This is a genomic window from Cellulomonas xiejunii, from assembly GCF_024508315.1.
Taxonomy (GTDB): Bacteria; Actinomycetota; Actinomycetes; order Actinomycetales; family Cellulomonadaceae; genus Cellulomonas; species Cellulomonas xiejunii.
Genome location: NZ_CP101987.1, coordinates 122,784 through 141,609, shown reverse-complemented (window position 1 = coordinate 141,609; position 18,826 = coordinate 122,784). Strand labels below are relative to the sequence as shown.

At 75.3% G+C, this 18,826-nt stretch carries 15 protein-coding genes; 6 read left to right on the top strand and 9 right to left on the bottom strand.

Going from position 1 to position 18,826, the window contains the following annotated elements; genetic code table 11:
- Nucleotides 1–50: 50 nt before the first annotated feature.
- Both NP048_RS00635 and NP048_RS00630 read right to left on the bottom strand, forming a co-directional pair.
- Nucleotides 51–842 (bottom strand): M50 family metallopeptidase, encoded by a 792-nt coding sequence (locus NP048_RS00635; RefSeq protein WP_227577046.1) that lies wholly within the window; start codon nucleotides 840–842, stop codon nucleotides 51–53.
- A complete protein-coding gene (locus NP048_RS00630; RefSeq protein ID WP_227577045.1) occupies nucleotides 839–1,519 on the bottom strand; it encodes an LmeA family phospholipid-binding protein in 681 nt (226 codons plus the stop codon). Before NP048_RS00630 ends, NP048_RS00635 begins: the two co-directional genes overlap by 4 nt.
- A 156-nt stretch (nucleotides 1,520–1,675) precedes the next feature.
- Here NP048_RS00630 and NP048_RS00625 point away from each other — a divergent pair, with 156 nt between their 5' ends.
- Entirely contained in the window at nucleotides 1,676–2,089 is a 414-nt protein-coding gene (locus tag NP048_RS00625; RefSeq protein ID WP_227577044.1) for a hypothetical protein, read from the top strand.
- Between the two features lie 42 nt (nucleotides 2,090–2,131).
- On the opposite strand, the gene NP048_RS00620 is transcribed toward NP048_RS00625, so the two are convergent.
- From NP048_RS00620 to NP048_RS00600, 5 genes are all read right to left on the bottom strand, one after another.
- Complete coding sequence (locus tag NP048_RS00620; protein WP_227577043.1) at nucleotides 2,132–5,290, bottom strand: AAA family ATPase; 3,159 nt, start codon at nucleotides 5,288–5,290, stop codon at nucleotides 2,132–2,134.
- A complete protein-coding gene (locus NP048_RS00615) occupies nucleotides 5,290–6,459 on the bottom strand; it encodes an exonuclease SbcCD subunit D (RefSeq protein WP_227577042.1) in 1,170 nt (389 codons plus the stop codon). The genes NP048_RS00620 and NP048_RS00615 overlap by 1 nt, the downstream gene beginning before the upstream one ends.
- Before the next feature lie 53 nt (nucleotides 6,460–6,512).
- Nucleotides 6,513–6,863: an STAS domain-containing protein gene (locus tag NP048_RS00610; protein WP_227577041.1), complete on the bottom strand. Its 351-nt coding sequence runs from the start codon at nucleotides 6,861–6,863 to the stop codon at nucleotides 6,513–6,515.
- A 213-nt stretch (nucleotides 6,864–7,076) separates the two neighbouring features.
- Complete coding sequence (locus NP048_RS00605) at nucleotides 7,077–7,550, bottom strand: aminoacyl-tRNA deacylase (protein ID WP_227577217.1); 474 nt, start codon at nucleotides 7,548–7,550, stop codon at nucleotides 7,077–7,079.
- A 144-nt stretch (nucleotides 7,551–7,694) separates the two neighbouring features.
- Entirely contained in the window at nucleotides 7,695–8,228 is a 534-nt protein-coding gene (locus tag NP048_RS00600) for a hypothetical protein (RefSeq protein WP_227577040.1), read from the bottom strand.
- Nucleotides 8,229–8,444: 216 nt separating this feature from the next.
- Here NP048_RS00600 and NP048_RS00595 point away from each other — a divergent pair, with 216 nt between their 5' ends.
- Nucleotides 8,445–10,250 (top strand): lipase family protein, encoded by a 1,806-nt coding sequence (locus NP048_RS00595; protein WP_227577039.1) that lies wholly within the window; start codon nucleotides 8,445–8,447, stop codon nucleotides 10,248–10,250.
- Between the two features lie 28 nt (nucleotides 10,251–10,278).
- Here NP048_RS00595 and NP048_RS00590 read toward each other — a convergent pair whose 3' ends face one another.
- Together NP048_RS00590 and NP048_RS00585 are read right to left on the bottom strand one after the other, a co-directional pair.
- The gene (locus NP048_RS00590; RefSeq protein WP_227577038.1) at nucleotides 10,279–11,124 is read right to left on the bottom strand and encodes a hypothetical protein; all 846 of its coding nucleotides are present in this window, start codon (nucleotides 11,122–11,124) and stop codon (nucleotides 10,279–10,281) included.
- 53 nt (nucleotides 11,125–11,177) lie between these two features.
- A complete protein-coding gene (locus tag NP048_RS00585) occupies nucleotides 11,178–11,609 on the bottom strand; it encodes a DUF6318 family protein (RefSeq protein ID WP_227577216.1) in 432 nt (143 codons plus the stop codon).
- 275 nt (nucleotides 11,610–11,884) lie between these two features.
- Between NP048_RS00585 and NP048_RS00580 the strand changes: the two genes are divergently transcribed.
- The 4 genes from NP048_RS00580 (at nucleotide 11,885) to hrpA (ending at nucleotide 18,795) form a co-directional block, all read left to right on the top strand.
- Nucleotides 11,885–12,613: a DUF1361 domain-containing protein gene (locus tag NP048_RS00580; RefSeq protein WP_227577037.1), complete on the top strand. Its 729-nt coding sequence runs from the start codon at nucleotides 11,885–11,887 to the stop codon at nucleotides 12,611–12,613.
- Between the two features lie 537 nt (nucleotides 12,614–13,150).
- Nucleotides 13,151–13,438 carry an ArsR/SmtB family transcription factor gene (locus NP048_RS00575; protein ID WP_227577036.1) on the top strand — a complete coding sequence of 96 codons (288 nt, stop codon included), beginning with the start codon at nucleotides 13,151–13,153 and terminating at the stop codon, nucleotides 13,436–13,438.
- A 13-nt stretch (nucleotides 13,439–13,451) separates the two neighbouring features.
- On the top strand, nucleotides 13,452–14,183 hold the full coding sequence (locus tag NP048_RS00570; protein ID WP_227577035.1) for a hypothetical protein: 732 nt from the start codon (nucleotides 13,452–13,454) through the stop codon (nucleotides 14,181–14,183).
- A gap of 61 nt (nucleotides 14,184–14,244) precedes the next feature.
- On the top strand, nucleotides 14,245–18,795 hold the full coding sequence (gene hrpA / locus NP048_RS00565; protein ID WP_227577034.1) for an ATP-dependent RNA helicase HrpA: 4,551 nt from the start codon (nucleotides 14,245–14,247) through the stop codon (nucleotides 18,793–18,795).
- Nucleotides 18,796–18,826: the final 31 nt, after the last annotated feature.

Genomic DNA, 18,826 nt, shown 5'->3' with positions numbered 1-18,826 from the left:
GGGCACATCGGGGCACACATGTGCACACCGTGGCAAGGCGGGTGGGTGATTCAGGCCACTGTCCAGGCCGCCAGCAACCAGGCTCCCCCGACCGCGAGCAGCGCGCCACACAGGACGAGGAACACCCCCACCCAGACGATCGCCGGCACGTGCGTGAGGCCCGCCAGCAGGCCCGCGTCGGACTCGTCGCGACCGCCCCGACGCCGCACCCGCCGACGCTGCACCTGCATCTCCAGCACCGCGCGCGGTGCCCCGAGCAGGAAGAACCACGTGAGCCCGGCGGCGACCACGGTCTGCAGCTGAGCGGGCGCCCACAGGGTCACGACGACGAGCGCGACGCCGCTGACCAGGACCGCCCACAGCCCGTACCAGTTGCGGATCTGCAGCAGCACGAGCACCACGACCAGGAGCAGCAGCCACAGCACGCCGAGCGCGTACCCGCGGGACAGCAGCCACGCGGCGGCGACGCCGAGCACGGCCGGCCCGGGGTACCCCGCCGCGACGGTGGCGATCATGCCGGGGCCGCGGGGCCGCCCGCGGGAGACGGTGAGGCCCGAGGTGTCCGAGTGCACGCGGATGCCCGAGAGCCGTCGCCCGGCCAGCACCGCGACCGCGGCGTGCGCGGCCTCGTGCACGATCGTCAGGCCGTGCCGCAGCAGGTGCCACACGAACGGCACGGCGAGGGCGGCCAGCACGACCGCGCCGACGACGAGCACCGTCATGCGCTCCGGCGCGGGCTGCGGCGTCGTGACCTGCTCCCACAGCCCGGCCAGACCCTCGCCCCCCGGGGACGGGGTCGCCAGCAGCGTCGTCGTGACGGCCGCGAGGGCCCCCGCGCTCACGGCAGCCGCTCCAGGTCGACGTCCGTGCCCGACGCGGTGACCCGCACGCCGTCCGGCACCACGACCGCCTGCTCGAGCACGATGCCGGCGGGCAGGCCGTCGAGCGGCACCTCGATCCCGACGAGCCGTTCGGCGACGTCTCCCGGCAGGTCCTCGAGCCGCAGCTCGCCCGTTCCGAGCGTGACGTCCTGGACGTCGACCTGGAGGCGCCCGTCGACCACGCGGGGCACGAGCCCGGCGCTGAGCGGGATGCCGAGGATCTCGCCCGACGCGCGCAGCATCCCGCCGTCGACGGCGACGTCCACGGGCACCCGGTCGGCGACGACCTGCTCCACCGTCGACGTGGGCACCGTCGCCTCGAGCCGCAGGGTGCCGACCTGGTACGGCTGGTCGAGGGACACGTCCGTGGCGTCGACGACGACGTCCGTCACCTCGACACCCTCGAGCTCGACGCCCCGGGCGGACACGCGCACGTCGTCCAGCGACCGCGCGAGCAGCTGCGGGAAGAACGGGAAACCGTCGATCCGCACGTCGGGCGTGCCGTCCACCTGGAGGCGCTGCGACAGGAGGACCGCCGCGCTGTCCTCGGCGCTGTCACGCGCGAACCCGTCGGCGACGTACGCACCGACGCCGACGAGACCGAGCGCGACGAGGCCTACCACCAGCCCCTTGCCCATGCGTGCCCCTCTCGTGCCGTCGTCGGGGCCCCACCGTAGGGGGCAGGAGCCTGCCCGGCCACGCCCCGCCCGGACGTCGTCGCATCACCCGCTATTCGTGTGGCATGCGTCACACCGAGTGCCTACGCTGGGAGCACGTTCGACGGAGGACGCGCGATGATCTGGGCTCTCCTCTTGTTCTCGGTGGCACCCACCGTGCTGCTGGTCTCCATCTGGGCGTTCATCCCCTCCGCGGACGAGCCCCCGCGCTGGCGGGCCCGGCTGGCCGAGGCCCTGGAGGCCGTCGCGGACCGCCTGCGGCACCGGCCGGTCGAGCCGTACGACCCGTTCGTGACGCTGCGGGTCCAGCAGCGTCTGGGCGCGGTCGCCAACCACGTGCGTCAGCTCGAGGACGACGAGCGGACGTTCGCGCGGGCCGAGCGGATCATCGCGTCGCAGCTCGCGTACGACCAGCTGCTCGCGGAGGCCTGCCAGCTCGCGGGCGTCGAGGTGCGTCCCGCGGCCAAGGGGGACGCGAAGGAGCGGTTCCGCGAGGAGGTCGAGCTCGCGGCGCGCGGCTGGACCTGGTGACGTCCCGCGACGGGCGGTCGGCCCTGGTGGCGTGACGTCCCGTTATCCCGCGAGGACGGTCAGGGTGCTCGGCCCGCCCGGTGTCGGACGGACCTCGATGCGGTCCGCGACGGCCTGCTTCAGCGCCTCGACGTGGGAGACGATGCCGACGACGCGACCGCCATGGCGCAGGCGACCGAGCTCGGCCAGCACCTGGTCCAGGACGTGCGGGTCAAGGGCTCCGAACCCCTCGTCGACGAACAGCGTGCCCAGCTCGACCCCGCCCGCCTCGGCGGTGACGACGTCGGCCATGCCCAACGCGAGGCACAGCGACACGTAGAAGGTCTCGCCGCCGGACAGGGTCCGCGGGTCACGGGCGCGCTCGGTGCGGTGGTCGACGACCCGCATCGCCAGGCCGATGGCGCGCGTGCGGACGTCCTCCTTCTCGTCGGACCGCACGAGCTCGTACCGGCCGTCGGACATGACCGCGAGCCGCTCGTTGGCGGCGGCCACCACGTCCTCGAACCGGCGGCCCAGCACGTACGTCGCGAGGGACAAGGCCTGCGCGTTGTCGCTGCCCGTGCCGGACGCGAGGTTGGCCATGCGGGTGACGGGACCGGCCGCCGCGACGGCGGCGTCGAGCGCGTCGGCGGCGCGCCGGACCCGGGCGGCTCCCTCGGCGGCGGCCTCGGCGCGGGACGCCGCGACCTGTGCGCGGCCCTCGGCGTCGGACGCGGCGCGGCGGGCGGCGAGCTCGGCGGCCTCGGCACCTGCGACGTCGGTGTCCACGTCCTGCGGCAGCGCGAGGACCTCGGGGTCCGCCAGGCCCGCGGCGACCCGCGCCGCAGCGCTGGTGTGCGCGAGCACGCGGTGCTCGAGGTCGCTGACCACGGACGCCGGGCACCACGAGTCGCGCGCGGCGTCGTCGTCGAGGCCGTGCTCGGCGAGCGCGAGGTCGAGCTCGTGCCGGCGGCGGCCTGCGTCGGCGGCCGTGGTCCGCTCGGCGTCGAGCGCGTCGAGCAGGGCGGCGGCCTGCCGCGCCCGCTCGTCGAGGGCGGCGTGGCGTGCCGCGACGGTCGGGTGCTCACCGCGCGCCTCGGCCACCTCGGCCTCGGCGCGCGCGAGCGCGTCCCGCTCCGTCTCGAGGGTCAGCTCCGCGGCACGGACCTGGGCGAGCACCTCGTCGCGGACGGCCTCGCGGCGGCGCGTCGCGGCGTCGTGCGCGACGATCTCGGCGTCCAGGGCCTCGACCCGTGCGGCCGCGGCGGCGACGGCGGCGATCTGCGCCTCGGCGTCCCGCAGGCCGGCGGCGGCCGACGCCGCGTCGTGGTCACCCGTGCGCGCTGCGAGGCCGTCGACGCGCTCCGCGAGCCCGGCACGTCGGGCACCGGCGTCCGCGAGACCGGCCTCGGCGGCGGCCCGCGCCTGCTCGGCCGCCAGCACCCGCTCCGCCGTGACGTGGTCGGCGCCGACCGACGCGGGGGCCGGGTGCTCGCACGCGCCGCAGACCGGGCACGGGTCGCCCTCGACGAGCCCGGCGGCGAGCTCGCCGGCGAGACCCGCGACGCGCGCGGCGCGCAGGGCGGCCTCGGTGGCGAGCGCGGCCCGGGCGGCACCGGCCGCAGCCGTCACCGCCGTCTGCGCGTCGGCGAGCTCCCCGCGCGCGGCGGTCAGCGCGGCCACGTCCGCGACGAGCGCGCGCGCCGCGGCCCGCGCCGCCTCGGCGGCGTCGGCCCGTCCCGCTCGCCCGCGTGCGTCGTCGCGCTCCAGCTCGAGCGCGGCCCGCGACGCCGGACGCTCGGCGAGCCACGCCGCCGCGGCGTCGACCTCCGTGCGCAGGTCGTCGAGCACCGCCGAGAGCTCGCGGACCGCCCGACGACGAGCGGTCAGGCCGGCCTCCAGCTCGACGGTCCGGCGCAGCGCCGCTGCGCCGTCCGCGGCTGCGGCGCGCTCAGCCCGCAGGCGCGGACGCCACGCGTCGAGCAGCTCCGCGACACCGGCGACGTCCGCCGCACCGCCCGGCTCGGCGTCCACGCCGTCCCCCGGCCACGTGGCGCCGGGCACACCCAGCAGCTCCGGCACCGCGCCGCCCGCCGGCAGCAGGTCGACCGGTGCCGTGTCGGCTGCGGCGACGAGCGCCTTCGCCGCCGCCTCGTGGGCCGTCGACGCGTCCTGCCATCCCGTGAGCAGCGGACGCACGGCCGCGGCAGCCCGCGCCCGCGCGAGCCGTCGCACGTCGTCCTCATGCTGCCCCGCCGTCGCCTCGAGGGACGACCGCTCTGCCCGCAGCGCGTCCCGGCGGGCGGCGAGCGCCGCGGTGGCGCGGGCGCGCTCGAGGCCGGTACGCGCGGCCTCCCACGTCGTCCGTGCGGTCGCGGCGTCGTGCGCGAGCGCGTCGGCTGCGGCGTCCAGCACCGCCGTGGTCGCGACGACGACCTCCGCGACGCGCTCGGCGACGGGCGCCCCGAGGGCAGCCTCGTCGAGCGCGGCCCGCGTCGCCACCTGCTCGTCGGGCCCCAGTGCGCACGCCCCCAGCAGGTGCGACACCGCCTCGCCCAGCCGCGTGCGCGACGCCTCGACCGTCCGCGCGGCCTCCGCGCGCAGCGCGGCGAGGCGCTGCTGCATCTGCTCGTAGACCTGCGTGCCGAAGATCTTCTGCAGCAGGACGCGACGCTCCTCACCGCTGGCCCGCAGGAACCGCGCGAACTCGCCCTGCGGCAGCACGACCGTCTGGACGAACTGCAGGCGGTCCAGGCCGACGGCGCGCTGCAGCTCGGCACCGACCTCGTCGAGCCGGGTCCCCAGCAGGACGCCGACACCGTCCAGGGAGTCCGGTCCGGCGCTGACGTCGACGTCCGCGGGCAGCCGCCACGCCTTGACGCTCGCCTGGGCGGTCGTCGTGCCGGTGCCGCGGCGCTTGGCCCGCTGGTACGCCGGTGTGCGGCGCACGCGGTACACCCCGGAGGGCACCTCGAAGACGAGGTCGACGACGCTCTCGACGTCGTCCGCCGCGTACGCGGACCGCAGCCGCTCGTCCGACGCGTCCGCGCCCGCGACCTTCCCGTACAACGCGAAGACGATCGCGTCGATGAGCGTGGACTTGCCCGAGCCGGTGGGGCCTTCCAGCAGGAAGAGGCCGGAGGACCCGAGGGCGTCGAGGTCCACGGTGTGCCGGTCCGCGAACGGACCGATGGCCTGGACGGTCAGGGAGCGCAGGTGCATCAGGCGCTCCGCTCCGCAGCCGCGACGTGCTCGTGCGCCGCGCGCAGCACCTGCCGCTCGGCAGCAGTCGGACGGCCTCCGGTCACGTGCGCGACGAAGTCCGCGGCGACCTCGACGGGGTCGGCCGCTGCGGTCACGAGGGCCGGGCGCGTGAGCGACGCGTCCGGGCGGTCGGGGCGGTGCTGCACGACCAGGGCGTGCGCGAACCGCTGCCTGACGCGGCGGAACAGGTCCGTGGGCCGCACGGCGTCGGTGACGGTCACGCGGACCCAGTCGTCGACGTACGGTTCGCCGGCCGCCGTCAGCAGGTCCTCGAGGGTGCCCGTCACGTCGGCCATGCGGCGCGGGACGGGCGCGGGCAGCAGCGTCGTGACCGGCTCGGGGCCGGACAGGTCCACCAGCACGGAGGACTTGGCGTGGTGCTGCTCGGAGAACGAGTACGCGAGGGGGGAGCCGGAGTACCGCAGGACCGTCCCCGCAGGCCCGTTGACCACCTGCGGACCGTGCAGGTGGCCCAGCGCCACGTAGTCCGCGCCCGCGAACACGTCCGCCGGCACGTGGTCGACCCCGCCGACCCGGATGTCACGCTCCGACTCGCTGGCCCGACCTCCGACGACGAAGGCGTGCGCGGCGACCACGACACGCGGCCGCTCACCGCCGGGCCGTGCCGCGACGTCGGCCCGCACCCGCGTCATCGCGGCGTGCGTCACGGCCTCGTGCGAGCGGGCGAGCAGGGTGCGCGCACCGTCGGCGCCGACGGGCGCGAGCTCCGCCCGGCACACGTCGGGGTCGAGGTACGGCAGGCCGTAGACCAGCACGCCCGCCACCTCGACCGGCTCCGCCAGCGACGCGACGCGTGTGCGCAGCCGTACGCGCTCGCGCATGAGCGCGGAGCCGAATCCCAGGCGCGTCGCCGAGTCGTGGTTGCCCGACGTCACGACGACCGTGGTGTGCTCCGCGAGGCGCGCGAGCGTGTCGGACAGCAGCGTCACGGCCTCGACGGGCGGGATGGCGCGGTCGTACACGTCACCGGCGACGACGACCGCGTCGACCTGCTCCGAGCGCGCGACGTCGACGAGGTGGTCCAGGTAGGTCGCCTGGTGGTCCAGCAGGTCGACCCCGTGCAGGGTCCGGCCCAGGTGCCAGTCCGACGTGTGCAGCAACCGCATGCCCGGAACGTAACCGAGGGTTCCGACATCGCCGCGGTCGACCCGCGACGGCGTCAGACGTCGTCGGGGATCGCGCCGCTCAGGCCGACCATCTCGAGCATGTCCCGCAGCACGTGGTTCGGGTCGTGCAGCGTCAGCTCGACGCCCGCCTCGGAGGCCGCCAGGTGCAGCTGCAGGACGAACGCCACACCGGACGAGTCGATGAACGTCGCCTGGCTCGCGTCGACGAGCAGCGGCAGACCGCTCATCAGCGCGATGCCCATGGACGCCGACGCCGACTGGCGCAGCGACGCGTCGATCTCGCCGACCAGACAGACGACGGCCCGTCCCGCACGGTGCTCGACGCGGATCTCGTGGTCCGTCGGCTCCGGGGCGCGCTCGATCGCAGCAGTCAGCTCGGTCATCGTGGCGTTCGCGCTCCTCGTGGCTGGTCCGGTACGTCGTCGTACCGGGGGTGCGACGGGCGGGACGAAAACTACCCACCGGCACCGACATCGGCGCGGCGAACGGGGTCCCGCTGCGTCACAACGCGCACCCCTGGGCGCGTGTTCCCGAGGACTCTACGCTTCTCCAACCGGGACTTGACCCCTGCTTGACTCGGTGCTGACCCGAACGGGTCAGGCAGCCTCGCTGACGTCCGCGACCGTCGCGCCCAGCGCCCGCACGAGGTCGTCGGTCGCCAGCTGGATCCCCACGCCGTGGCCCCCGCCGCCGATCGACACGCGCCGCCCCGACGCCCTGGCGTCCACCACGACCGGCCAGGCGCGCGTCGCGCCGAACGGCGTGATCGTGCCGCGCTCGAACCCGGTGACGTCCTTCGCGACCGCCGCGTCGGGCATCGACAGGCGACTCACACCGAGCAGCGCACGCAGCTTCGGCCACGAGATCGTCCGGTCGCCCGGCAGCAGGACGAGCAGGAAGTCGTCGTCCCCGCGCCTCACCACGATCGTCTTCACGAGGTCGGCGGGCTCGATGCCCCGAGCAGCGGCGGCCTCCGCGAGCGACCCCACGCGCCCGTGCCGCGTGCGCACGTACGCCAGACCCGCGGCGTCGAGCGCCGCGACGGTCCGACGCTCACCGTCGGTGCGCAGCTCGTGGTCCGGGACGGCTGCGGGTCCGGGGGCGTCGGGTCCGGGGGCGTCGCTCACGCGTCCACCGTAACGAGCCGACGGCGGGCCTGCGACGGACGCCCGCGCAACACCGGACGCGTGCCCGACGAGCCCCGGCCGTGCAGGTCACAGGAAGGCGAGGAGCCCGACCGCGAGCGCGACCCCCAGCACGAGGACCGCCCCACCGGCCACGACCCACCGGCCCCTCCCGGCGCGCGACCGGGCGGACGGCGGCTCGGCGGCCTCGCCACGGTCCGCGAACGCCGCGAGCCAGTCCTGCTCCGGGCTCCAGCGCTGCTCGGGAGCCGGCGTCGGGTCGGGGATCCACTCCTCGGCGGGCACCCAGCGCGCGGACGACGGGCGGCGCCGCTCGGGCTCCCGGCCGTCACGCGCCGGAGCGTCGGGACGCCCGACGCCGTCCTCGTGGCCGCTGCGCTCGACGCCGTCCCGCGCGACCGCGTCGTCGCGGTGGACGCGGTCGGCCCGCCGCCGGACGGCCGGCTCACGCGCCGGGCGCTCGCCCCACGCGTCAGGTCCGGACGACGCCGCGGAACCACCGGTGGGCGGTCGGTGGCGTGCGTCGTTCGCCCAGTGCTGGCGGTGCGCGTCGCGCGGCTGCTGCGGACCCGGACCCGGGGAAGGCCATGGCTGCTCGAGCACCGAGCCTCCCGTCGTCGTCGGACCATCCGGACGAATCGCCCAGGCGCCCTAGCATGCCGCCCGGATGGCCGCCGCGTCGCCCGCGTCACCCCAAAGTGTGAGGACGCTCTCATCGAGCCCGGCGCGAGACCCTGTCCCGAGGCGTCGCCCGCGTCACGGCGCGCAGCGCACGCGGAGACGTCGGGCCCGGGGCGCCACGTCGGTACGGTCGGGGGCATGACAGGGCTCGACGCACGCGCTCGTGCGGCAGGACTCGGCGGCGGCGCGCGACGGTGGACGCTGCTCGTCGGGTCGCTGGTCGCCGTGCCGGTGGGTGCGGTGCTGGCGCTGCGGCCGTTCGTGTCGCTCGCAGTGCTGGTGGTCGGCGTCGCCGTCGGCCTCGTGGTGCTGGGCGTGGTCCGGCTGGTCACCGGCCGCCCGGCGGCCGACGGCGCCACGGCGGACGTCGTGCCGTCGCGCTGGTGGTGGCTCGCCGGCGTCGCGTACCTGGCTGCTGCGCTCGTCGTCGTGCTGTGGCCCGGGCCGACGATCCGGGTGCTCGCCGTCGCGGTCGGCGCGGTCCTCGTCCTCGACGGCGTCCTCGATGTCCTCGCTGCGCAGCGCGCGAGCGGGTCGGGGCGCGCTGGCGCGCTGCTGTCGGGTGCCACGTCGCTGCTGCTCGGCGCCCTGGCGCTCGCGTGGCCGGACGTCACCGTGCTCGTCGTCGCCGTGCTCGTCGGGGTGAGCGTGCTCTTCGCCGGTCTGCGCGGGGTCGCTGCGGCCGTGCGCGGCCGCGGTCCGCACCGCCCCACCCGCTGGGAGCGGCGCGCGCGTCCGGGAGCGCGGCGGGTCGCAGGCGAGGTCGCGGCGCTCGTCGTCACCCTCGCACTGGTGGCCGTGGGCATCGGCATCGACCGCGGCACGCACCAGCCCGACGACTTCTACGCCGCGCCCGCCGACGTGCCCGACGAGCCGGGGCGCCTGCTGAGGAGCGAGCCCTTCGCGTCCACCGAGGTGCCCGCCGACGCGACGGCGTGGCGCATCCTCTACACGACGACCCGCGAGGACGGGACGCCGACCGTGGCGTCCGGCCTGGTCGTCGCGCCGCGGGCCGCGACGGGCGCGGACGCCCGGCCCGCCGACGTCGTCGCGTGGGCGCACGGCACGACGGGCGTGACCCCCGGCTGCGCGCCGTCGGTGCTGCCGGACGGCCTCGCGGCAGGCGCGATGTTCGTCCTGGACGACGTCCTCGCGCAGGGCTGGGCCCTCGTCGCGACCGACTACGCGGGCCTGGGCACCGACGGGCCGCACGCGTACCTCGTCGGGCGGGCGGCGGCGTACGACGTCCTGGACGCGGTCCGCGCGGCGCACGAGCTCGACGACGTCGCCCTGAGCGACCGGAACGTGGCCTGGGGGCACTCCCAGGGCGGCGGTGCGGCGCTGTGGACGGGCATCGTCGGGCCGCAGTACGCGCCGGACGTCGAGCTGCTCGGCGTCGCGGCGTTGGCCCCCGCGTCGAACCCGTCCGCGCTGCTCGCGCACCTGCCCGAGGTCTCGGTGGGCGCGCTGTTCGCCGCGTACCTCGCGCAGGGGTACGCCACGACGTACCCGGACGTGCGGCTCGACGAGGTCGTGCGGCCCGGCGCCCGCGTGATCGTCCAGGAGATGGCGCAGCGGTGCCTCGCCGAGCGTGGCGTGGTGGTCTCCGCACTGACAGCGCTGCTGCTCGACCAGCCGGTGTGGGAGCACGCCGACCCCTACACGGGTGCGTTCGGCGAGCGGCTCGACCAGAACGTGCCGTCCGGTCCCATCCCCGCGCCGCTGCTCGTGGCGCAGGGCACAGCGGACTCGATCGTCGTGGCGTCCTCCCAGGACGAGTACGTGGACGAGCGGTGCTCCGCCGGGTACGCCGTCGACCACCGCTCGTACGCGGGGCTCGACCACGTCGCCCTCGTGGAGGCCGACTCCCCGTTGGTGCCGGACCTGCTCGCGTGGACGCACGAGCGGTTCGCCGGCGAACCCCCGGCCGACAGCTGCCCCTGACGGGCGGCTGACCCGCGCATGACGGGCCTCAGCAGTCCGGAGGCGTGGGCCGGTCCGTGCACAGGTCCGCGACCAGGCGGGACGTGCGCTCCTCGATGCGGAAGGCGGGGCCGGTCGTCGTGGTGCGGGCCGTGCCGGCGACGTCCAGCCAGTCGTCGGTGCCGACGAGCCGGTACCGGCCGGTCCACGTGGTGGTGAGCGTGATCGACGCCTGACCGGGCCGCTCGTAGACGTGGTGCGTGGTGAAGTCCGGCCAGGCGCTGCCGGGGTCCCGTGTGACGAGGGGCTCCGAGCCGTCGCCGAAGTCGTACGCGAAGACGGCGGGGCGCGCCTCGACCTCCACCTGGTACCCCAGCAGGTCCGTGGTGAGGACGACCGGCGTGGGGTCGGTCCGCACGATCGTCTCGATGTTCACCAGCACCCAGTCGCCCTCCGGCTGCATGACGAGCGTCGGCGCGGGCAGTGGGAGCCGCCGGAAGTCCTCGGCCGTCATCGCCGGGACCCGGTCCGCCGGGCACGTGCCGTAGTCGACCTGCTCCCACGGGCTCCATGCGCTCGCGCCGGGGCCGCGGTAGCTGCGCCAGCGGGGCAGCTGCCAGTCGGCGGGGTCGCACTGCATGACGTACACCGAGGGAAGACCGTCGTCGCACAGCCCGTCGACGTCCGGGGCAGCGGGCAACAGGCCGCGCGTGCACCCGATCGCGTTGACGGACCTCCATTCGCGGCCGGTGGCGGCCTGGGTGACGGGGTTCGCCTCCTCGGCGTGTTGGCGCTGGGATCGGTCTGCGGCGAGGTCGACGTACCTGCTGTTGGCCGCCGCCGCGATCTGGCTCCGAGTGCTCCCCGGCAGGCCGTTGGACGGCGGTCCGGGCACAGAGGTCAGATGGGCGACTGCCGCAAGAGCGAGTGCCACTGTCAGGGTGCGCGTCATCCAGGTGCCGCCGTGAGGCCCACCTCGTCGACGGTCCACCGATCGTCGGTCCAGGAGAGGGCGAGGCCGTAGTCGAGGGGCGCGCCCTTCGGCTCCGTCGCGACAACCGATCCGTCGTCGCCTCGGAGCCTGATCTCTCCCTGGAACCGCCGGAGCTCGACCGTGAACCACTCGCCCGGTCGCACCTCCACCACGGAGACGTCGGTGATCTCTGACGGGTCCCGTTCGGTCAGCAGACGATCGTCGACGGCCTGCTGCACCTGCTGGACGACCTCGTTGCAGTAGGTGCAGGACTCGGCGGACAACGCCCGCAGGGGTCCCGCGTCGCCGGTGCTGAAGGCGTAGTCGTACAGCTCGAAGAAGTGCGTCGCTGCTGCCGTCGCACCGGCGGCCGTCGGTTCATCCATCCCCTGCGGCCTCACCGGCATCTCCGGTCGCGGCGGCGGACTCGGCACGGGGCTCGCGCTCGCGCTCGGCGTCGCCGCCACCGTCGTGCGCTCCGGCACCGGTTCCCCGGTGCACCCGCCGACCAGCACCGCGACGGCAGCGACCACCGCCCACCGGCACCTCACGACGCCCTGCCCCTGTCGACGCATGCGCAGAACCTACCGATTCCGGACACGTCCCCGCCGGGCACCTGTGGACGACGGTGCGCGCCGACCGCGCACGCCATGATGGGGCGCCACCGGTGAAGGGAGTGCGCGTGCTGACCAGCCTCGTCGTAGGGGTCCTGCTGATGAACGTGTTCGCGGCGGTGCTGGTCGTCGTCCGGGCACCCGTCTACGGGGCACGGCTGTACCGGCCGATGCTGCTGAACCTCGTGCTGTCGGCAGCGCCGCTCGTCGTCCTGGGGCTCGCCGTGGTGGTGCTGCTGCCGCTGGTCGTCGTCGGGACGCCGCGTCCGGTCGTGTGGGTGGTCGGTGCGGTGCTGGGACTGGTGTGGTTGCTGCTGCTGCCCAACTCGGGCTACCTCATCACCGAGCTCAACCTCAACCACCGGCGCGAGGGTGAGCGGGTACCCGAGTGGTACGACGTCCTGTCGGTGCTGGTCCTGGCGATGTCGGGCGTCCTGACGACGGTGCTCAACGTGTTCCTCGTCGTGCTGGTCGCACTCGTCGTCGGCGGCGTGGACTCGGCCGAGCCGCTGACCGGCACGACGGCACGCCTGCTGGAGGGCGTGCTGCTGCTGCTCGTCGCGTTCGGCATCTACCTGGGCCGCCACGTGCGCCTCAACTCGTGGGACGTGAAGCACCCGCGCCACCTGGTGCGCAAGGTGCTCGGGCACCTGCGCACGCCCGGCGCGCTGGGCAACGCGATCGGCTTCACGCTGATCGGCGCGACGTTCTTCGCGCTGATGTACCTGGTGATGATCGGGCCGGTCGTCCGAGGGCTCGTGGACGTCGAGCAGCTGCGGAACATGACCGGCTCCTGACGTGCGGGAACGCCGCCCGCGGCGTGCCATGAGGCCATGACCGTGACCGGATGACCGGGTGGCGGCGAACTGCGCGGCGGCGAGCCGCGCGTCGGCGTCTCGCCGCACGAGCCGTGGACGGTGACGACGGACGGGCCGCCGACGGGCCTGGAGGTGGACCCGCATGGTGAGAAGTCGCGCCGACCTCAGCCAGGCTGCCGCGGGAGGTCGCCCCACGGCTCAGGTGCACCTCGTGATGCCATGCCGCGCGCTACCGAGGCCGTCCACCAGTCGTGACGGCAGCTCCGCGGCACCCTGCGAACGCGGACGTCCACATCCCGGGACGGGCCCACCGCGAGACCGGGCTGAGTCGGCTCCCCCGTGCGCACGGGCCGCGCGAGCCCGGTCTCGCGGGCGCCGCGTCCCGACGGGTGGACGTCGGGGCGCATGCGGTCCGTGGTGACGGCGAGACCGTCGGCGGCGCCGGGCACCGGAGAAGGGGTGGTCAGATGTCCGGATCCGCGCTATTTTGGTATTTCACGAAATAGGAAGGAAGCCATGCCGGACGGTGTGTTCGCCGCGCTGTCGCACCCGACGCGGCGGGCGGTGCTGCGGGAGCTGGCCCGACGGGACTGGATGCTCGTCGGCGAGCTCGCCGACGCACTCGACGTGGCCGGACCGACGCTGTCGGGTCACCTGCGGATCCTGCGCGAGGCGGACCTCGTGATCGCCGAACGACGCGGGACGACGATCCGGTACACGGCGAACGCGTCCGTCGTCGAGTCCGCGTTCGCCGGCTTCCTCCAGTCGCTCGGCGTCGGCCGCGCGGCACCGCCGACCGAGTGACCAAGGGGACGACATGCGCGACGAGACGATGACCGCGAACGGGCCGGCACGAACCGTCCCGGTCCGGGGGCTCACGGTCGCCGCACTGGGCCTGGTGGCCATGGCGGCCCTGTCCGTGTACGTCTGGGGCCGGCTGCCCTGGGTCCTGACGCTCGAGGGCGGCGGCAAGGACGGCGCCGACGCCTCTGTGCCGAAACTCGTCCTCGTCGCGCTGTTCCCGCTGCTGCTCCTCGGTATCGGCGCCGCCCTGGTGCTCGCCCAGCCGGTCCGCGAGCGCGTCGCCCGGACCACCTCGGTGCCGCTGTGGCGGACGCGCGAGACCGACCGTCGCTCGGTCGACATCGCGCTGTCGATCCTCACCCTGGTGATCGTCGCCCTGCACGCGTTCTTCCTGAGCTACGCGAGCGGTGACGAGCGCACGGGCCGCGTGGTCATGGCGGCGGTTCTCGCCCTGGTCGCTGTCGTCATCGGCAACGGACTCCCCAAGGTGCCCGTGCCGGACGCCGCGCAGTCGGATGCGCTGCGGCTCGATGAGCGTCCGGGCCTCGACCGGCTCGTCATGGCCGCGCGTCGCGGGCAGCGCCGCGCCGGGCCCGTCGTCGTCGTGCTCGGACTGGTCGCGCTCGTGCTCGCGTTCGTCGACCCGACGGTGTCCCTGGGGACCTCGGTGCTCGCCGTCGTGGCGATGGGCGTCGTTGCCGGCGTCGTCGTGCTGCGCTCCGCGATCCGCTCGACCCGCACCTGAGGCGGTGCGCCGCGGGCAATGGACGTGAAGCCCGCCTCGCCGCCTGGGAGGATGGTGGGTCGTGAGCACGTCCGACCCCGCCCCCGCCGACGCCGCACCCCCCGAGGGTCCGCGCGGCGAGGGTCCGCGCGGCGAGGGTGCGCACGCCGACGGTCAGCGCGCTCCGGGGCGACGTCGTGGCGCCCGGGCCGGGCGGGGTGCCGGTCGGCGGACCCAGGACGGGCCACGCGACGGGCGAACGGACGAGGGCCGGGGCCCCGAGCGCTCGTCCCGCGAGCGGGCTCCCCGCCATGACGCAGGCCACCGGCCCCGCCGGGACGACGCCCGCCTCAGCCGCACCGCCGAGGCCCGCGCAGCGGTCACCCTCCCCCCGATCGTCTACCCCGAGCAGCTCCCCGTCTCCGCCCGCCGCGAGGAGATCGCCGCCGCCCTGCGCGACCACCAGGTCGTCGTCGTCGCGGGTGAGACCGGCTCGGGCAAGACGACGCAGATCCCCAAGATCGCGCTCGAGCTGGGCCGCGGTCGCGCCGGCCAGATCGGCCACACCCAGCCCCGCCGGATCGCGGCGCGCACGGTCGCCGAGCGCATCGCGGACGAGCTCAACGTCCCCCTCGGCGGCGTCGTCGGGTACCAGGTGCGGTTCACGGACGAGTCGTCCGACTCGACGCTCGTCAAGGTGATGACCGACGGCATCCTGCTCGCGCAGATCCAGCGCGACCCGATGCTGCGGATGTACGACACGCTCATCATCGACGAGGCGCACGAGCGCAGCCTCAACATCGACTTCATCCTCGGGTACCTCACGCGGCTGCTGCCGCAGCGGCCGGACCTCAAGCTCGTCATCACGTCGGCGACGATCGACTCGGACCGGTTCGCGCGGCACTTCGCCGGCCCGCCGACCGCGGAGCACCCCGACGGCGTCCCCGCGCCCGTCGTCGAGGTCAGCGGCCGCACGTACCCCGTCGAGATCCGGTACCAGCCGCTGTCCCCCGACGACGGCCCGGACCGTGACATGGTCACGGGCATCACCGAGGCCGTCGACGAGCTCATGGCCGAGGGGCCCGGCGACATCCTCGTGTTCCTGTCCGGTGAGCGGGAGATCCGCGACGCCGAGGACGCGCTGCGCGGCTCGCTCGGCCCGCGCGTCGACCCCAAGCACCCGAACGGCGTCGACATCGTGCCGCTGTATGCACGCCTGTCCGCGGCCGAGCAGCGACGCGTCTTCGAGCCCCACACGCGCCGGCGCGTCATCCTGGCGACCAACGTCGCGGAGACGTCGCTGACCGTGCCGGGCGTCCGGTACGTCGTCGACCCCGGCACGGCGCGCATCTCGCGGTTCTCCAAGGCGACGAAGGTGCAGCGCCTGCCGATCGAGCCGATCTCGCAGGCGTCCGCCAACCAGCGCTCGGGCCGGTCGGGCCGTGTGGCGCCGGGCATCGCGATCCGCCTGTACTCGCAGGAGGACTTCGAGTCCCGCCCCGAGTACACCGAGCCGGAGATCCTGCGCACGTCGCTGGCGTCGGTGATCCTGCAGATGATCGCGGTGGGCGTCGTGGCGTCCCCGGACGAGGTCGTCGACTTCCCGTTCGTCGACCCGCCGGACGTCCGCTCCGTCCGCGACGGCGTCGGCCTGCTCACCGAGCTGCACGCGCTCGAGGAGGTCCGCGGCCGCACGCGCCTCACCGAGACGGGCCGGCAGCTCGCGCAGCTGCCGATCGACCCGCGCCTGGCGCGCATGGTCGTCGAGGCCGGGCGCCGCGGCGTCGCGCGGGAGGTCGTCGTCATCGCCGCCGCGCTGTCCATCCAGGACCCGCGCGAGCGCCCCGCCGAGTCCCGCGAGACGGCCGACGCGTTGCACCGACGGTTCGCCGACCCGTCGTCGGACCTGCTCACCTACCTCAACCTGTGGACGTACCTGCGCGACCGGCAGCGCGAGCTGTCCGGCTCGGCGTTCCGGCGCATGTGCAAGTCCGAGCACCTGCACTACCTGCGCGTGCGCGAGTGGCAGGACGTCGTCACCCAGCTGCGCGAGATGGCCAAGGGCCTGGGCGTGCACGCCAAGGGCGCACCGACCCCGACGTCCGACGTCGCCCCGGCAGCGGACGGGCACGGGCGCGACGGGCGCCGCGACGGTGGCCGGCACACCCCGACGGGCGCACCGACGCAGGAAGCCGGCACCGTCGAGCGCCCCGACGCGGTGCAGACGCGGTGGACGTGGGACGCCGACACGATCCACCGCGCGATGCTGCCGGGCCTGCTGTCGCAGATCGGCATGCAGCTCGTCACCGACGTCGCCGCGGGCAACCCGCCCAAGGGCCGCGACGGCAAGCCGCGCAAGCCCGACGCGCGCGCCCGCAACGAGTACCTCGGCGCGCGCGGTGCGCGGTTCGCGATCTTCCCGGGGTCGGGCCTGTCGCGGAAGCCCCCGTCGTGGGTCATGGCCGCCGAGCTCGTCGAGACCTCCCGGCTGTGGGCGCGCGATGTCGCGAAGGTCGACCCGGCGTGGGTCGAGGAGGCCGCGGCCCACCTCGTGAAGCGCACCTTCTCCGAGCCCGCGTGGTCGACGCGGCAGGGCGCGGCGATGGTCAACGAGAAGGTGCTGCTCTACGGCGTGCCGGTCGTCGCGCAGCGTCGCGTGCTGCTCGCCAAGACGGACCCGGAGCAGGCGCGCGAGCTGTTCGTCCGGCACGCGCTCGTCCAGGGCGAGTGGACGACGCACCACAAGTTCTTCCACGAGAACCGCCGCCTGCTCGACGAGGCCGAGGCGCTCGAGGCCCGCGCCCGCCGCCGTGACCTCGTCGTCGACGACGACGCGCTCTTCGACTTCTACGACGCGCGCATCCCGCCCGAGGTCGTGTCCGCGCGGCACTTCGACACCTGGTGGAAGGTCGCGAAGCGCGCCGACCCGGACCTGCTGTCCTTCACGCGCGAGCTGCTGGTCGGGGACGACGCCGCCGAGATCGACGAGCACGCGTTCCCCTCGCGCTGGCCGCAGGGCGAGCTGTCGTTCCCGCTGACCTACCAGTTCGAGCCCGGCACCGAGGCCGACGGCGTCACCATCCACATCCCGATCTCCCAGCTGCCGCGCGTGCGGCCCGAGGGCTTCGACTGGATGGTCCCGGGCATGCGCGCCGAGCTGCTGACCGCGACGATCCGCGCGCTGCCCAAGCCGGTGCGCGTGCAGCTGGTCCCGGCACCCGACGTCGCGCGGGCCGTCGACGCGTGGCTCGCCGAGAACTCCGCGTCGTGGGCCGACACCGTGCGCGCCGGCGACGCCGCACCGTCGTTCCGCGAGATGTTCGCGCGCGCCGTCCGGGCGCTGCGGGACGTCGAGGTGCCCGCCGACGCCGTCGACGAGGACCGGCTGCCCCCGCACCTGCGAATGACGTTCCGCGTCGTCGGGGACCGCGGGGGCGTCATCGACGAGGGCAAGGACCTGCTGGCCCTGCAGCGGCGGCTCGCCGACCGCGCGCAGGACGCCGTCTCCTCCGCGGTGCGCACGGCCGTACGCGCCGCCATGGAGCAGGCAGCCGCCCAGGCCGGCACCTCGCCGCCCGCTCCCACCCAGCCCACCCCCACCCAGCCCACCCCCACCCAGCCCACTCCCACCCAGCCCTCCGCCGCCACCCCCACCCCCGGCGCGAGAGTGCAATCCAGTCACGCCCCCGGCGCCCCAGCACGGTCCGGCGCGACCCCGGACCTCGAGCGCACCGGCCTCACGACGTGGCCCGACCTTCCGGCGCTCCCCGACGTCATCGAGGCGCGTACCCCGGCGGGCGGCCTCGTCCGCGCCTACCCGACGCTCGTCGAGGAGGGCTCGGGCGCGCGCGCGACCGTCGCGCTGCGCGTCCTCGCCGACGCCGCTGTCGCGCAGGCCGCCGCCCGCCGTGGCCTGCGTCGTCTGCTGCTGCTCGACGTCGGGCTCGCGACCCCCCGCGTGACGAGCCGGTGGACCGGCACCCAGGCGCTCGCGCTCGCCGCGTCCCCGTACCCGAGCACCGACGCGCTGGTGGCGGACGTCCAGCTCGCGTCGATCGACCGACTCATCGCCCGCCACCTGCAGGGACGCACCCCGCGCGACATCCGCGACGCCGACGCGTACGCCGCACTGCGCGGTGCGGTGCGGGACGCCCTCGAGGACGACGTGCACCGCGTCGTGGGCGACCTCGTCGGGGTCCTGTCGGCGTGGCGGGAGCTCGACTCGGACGTGCGCGCCACGAGCAGCCTCGCGCTGCTGGCGACCGCGCAGGACGTGCGTGAGCAGGCGGCGGCGCTCGTCCACGACGGGTTCGTGTCCCGCGTCGGTGCCGACCGCCTGCCGCAGCTGGTCCGCTACCTGCGCGCCGCGCGGCACCGGCTGGCCAAGGCCGCGGACAACCCGACGCGCGACGCCGACCTCGCGTGGCAGGTGCACGACGTCGAGCAGCTCTACACCGCAGCCCGCGAGCGCGCCGCGACCGCGCCGCCGGACCCGGCCCGTGACGCCGCGCTCGATGACGTCCGCTGGCTGCTCGAGGAGCTGCGGGTCAGCCTGTTCGCGCAGCAGCTGGGGACGCCGGTGCCGGTCTCGCCGACGCGCATCCGCAAGGCGCTGGCGGCGATCGGGGCGTGACGCGCCGGGCCGCGCCCCTCCCCGCTGCCTA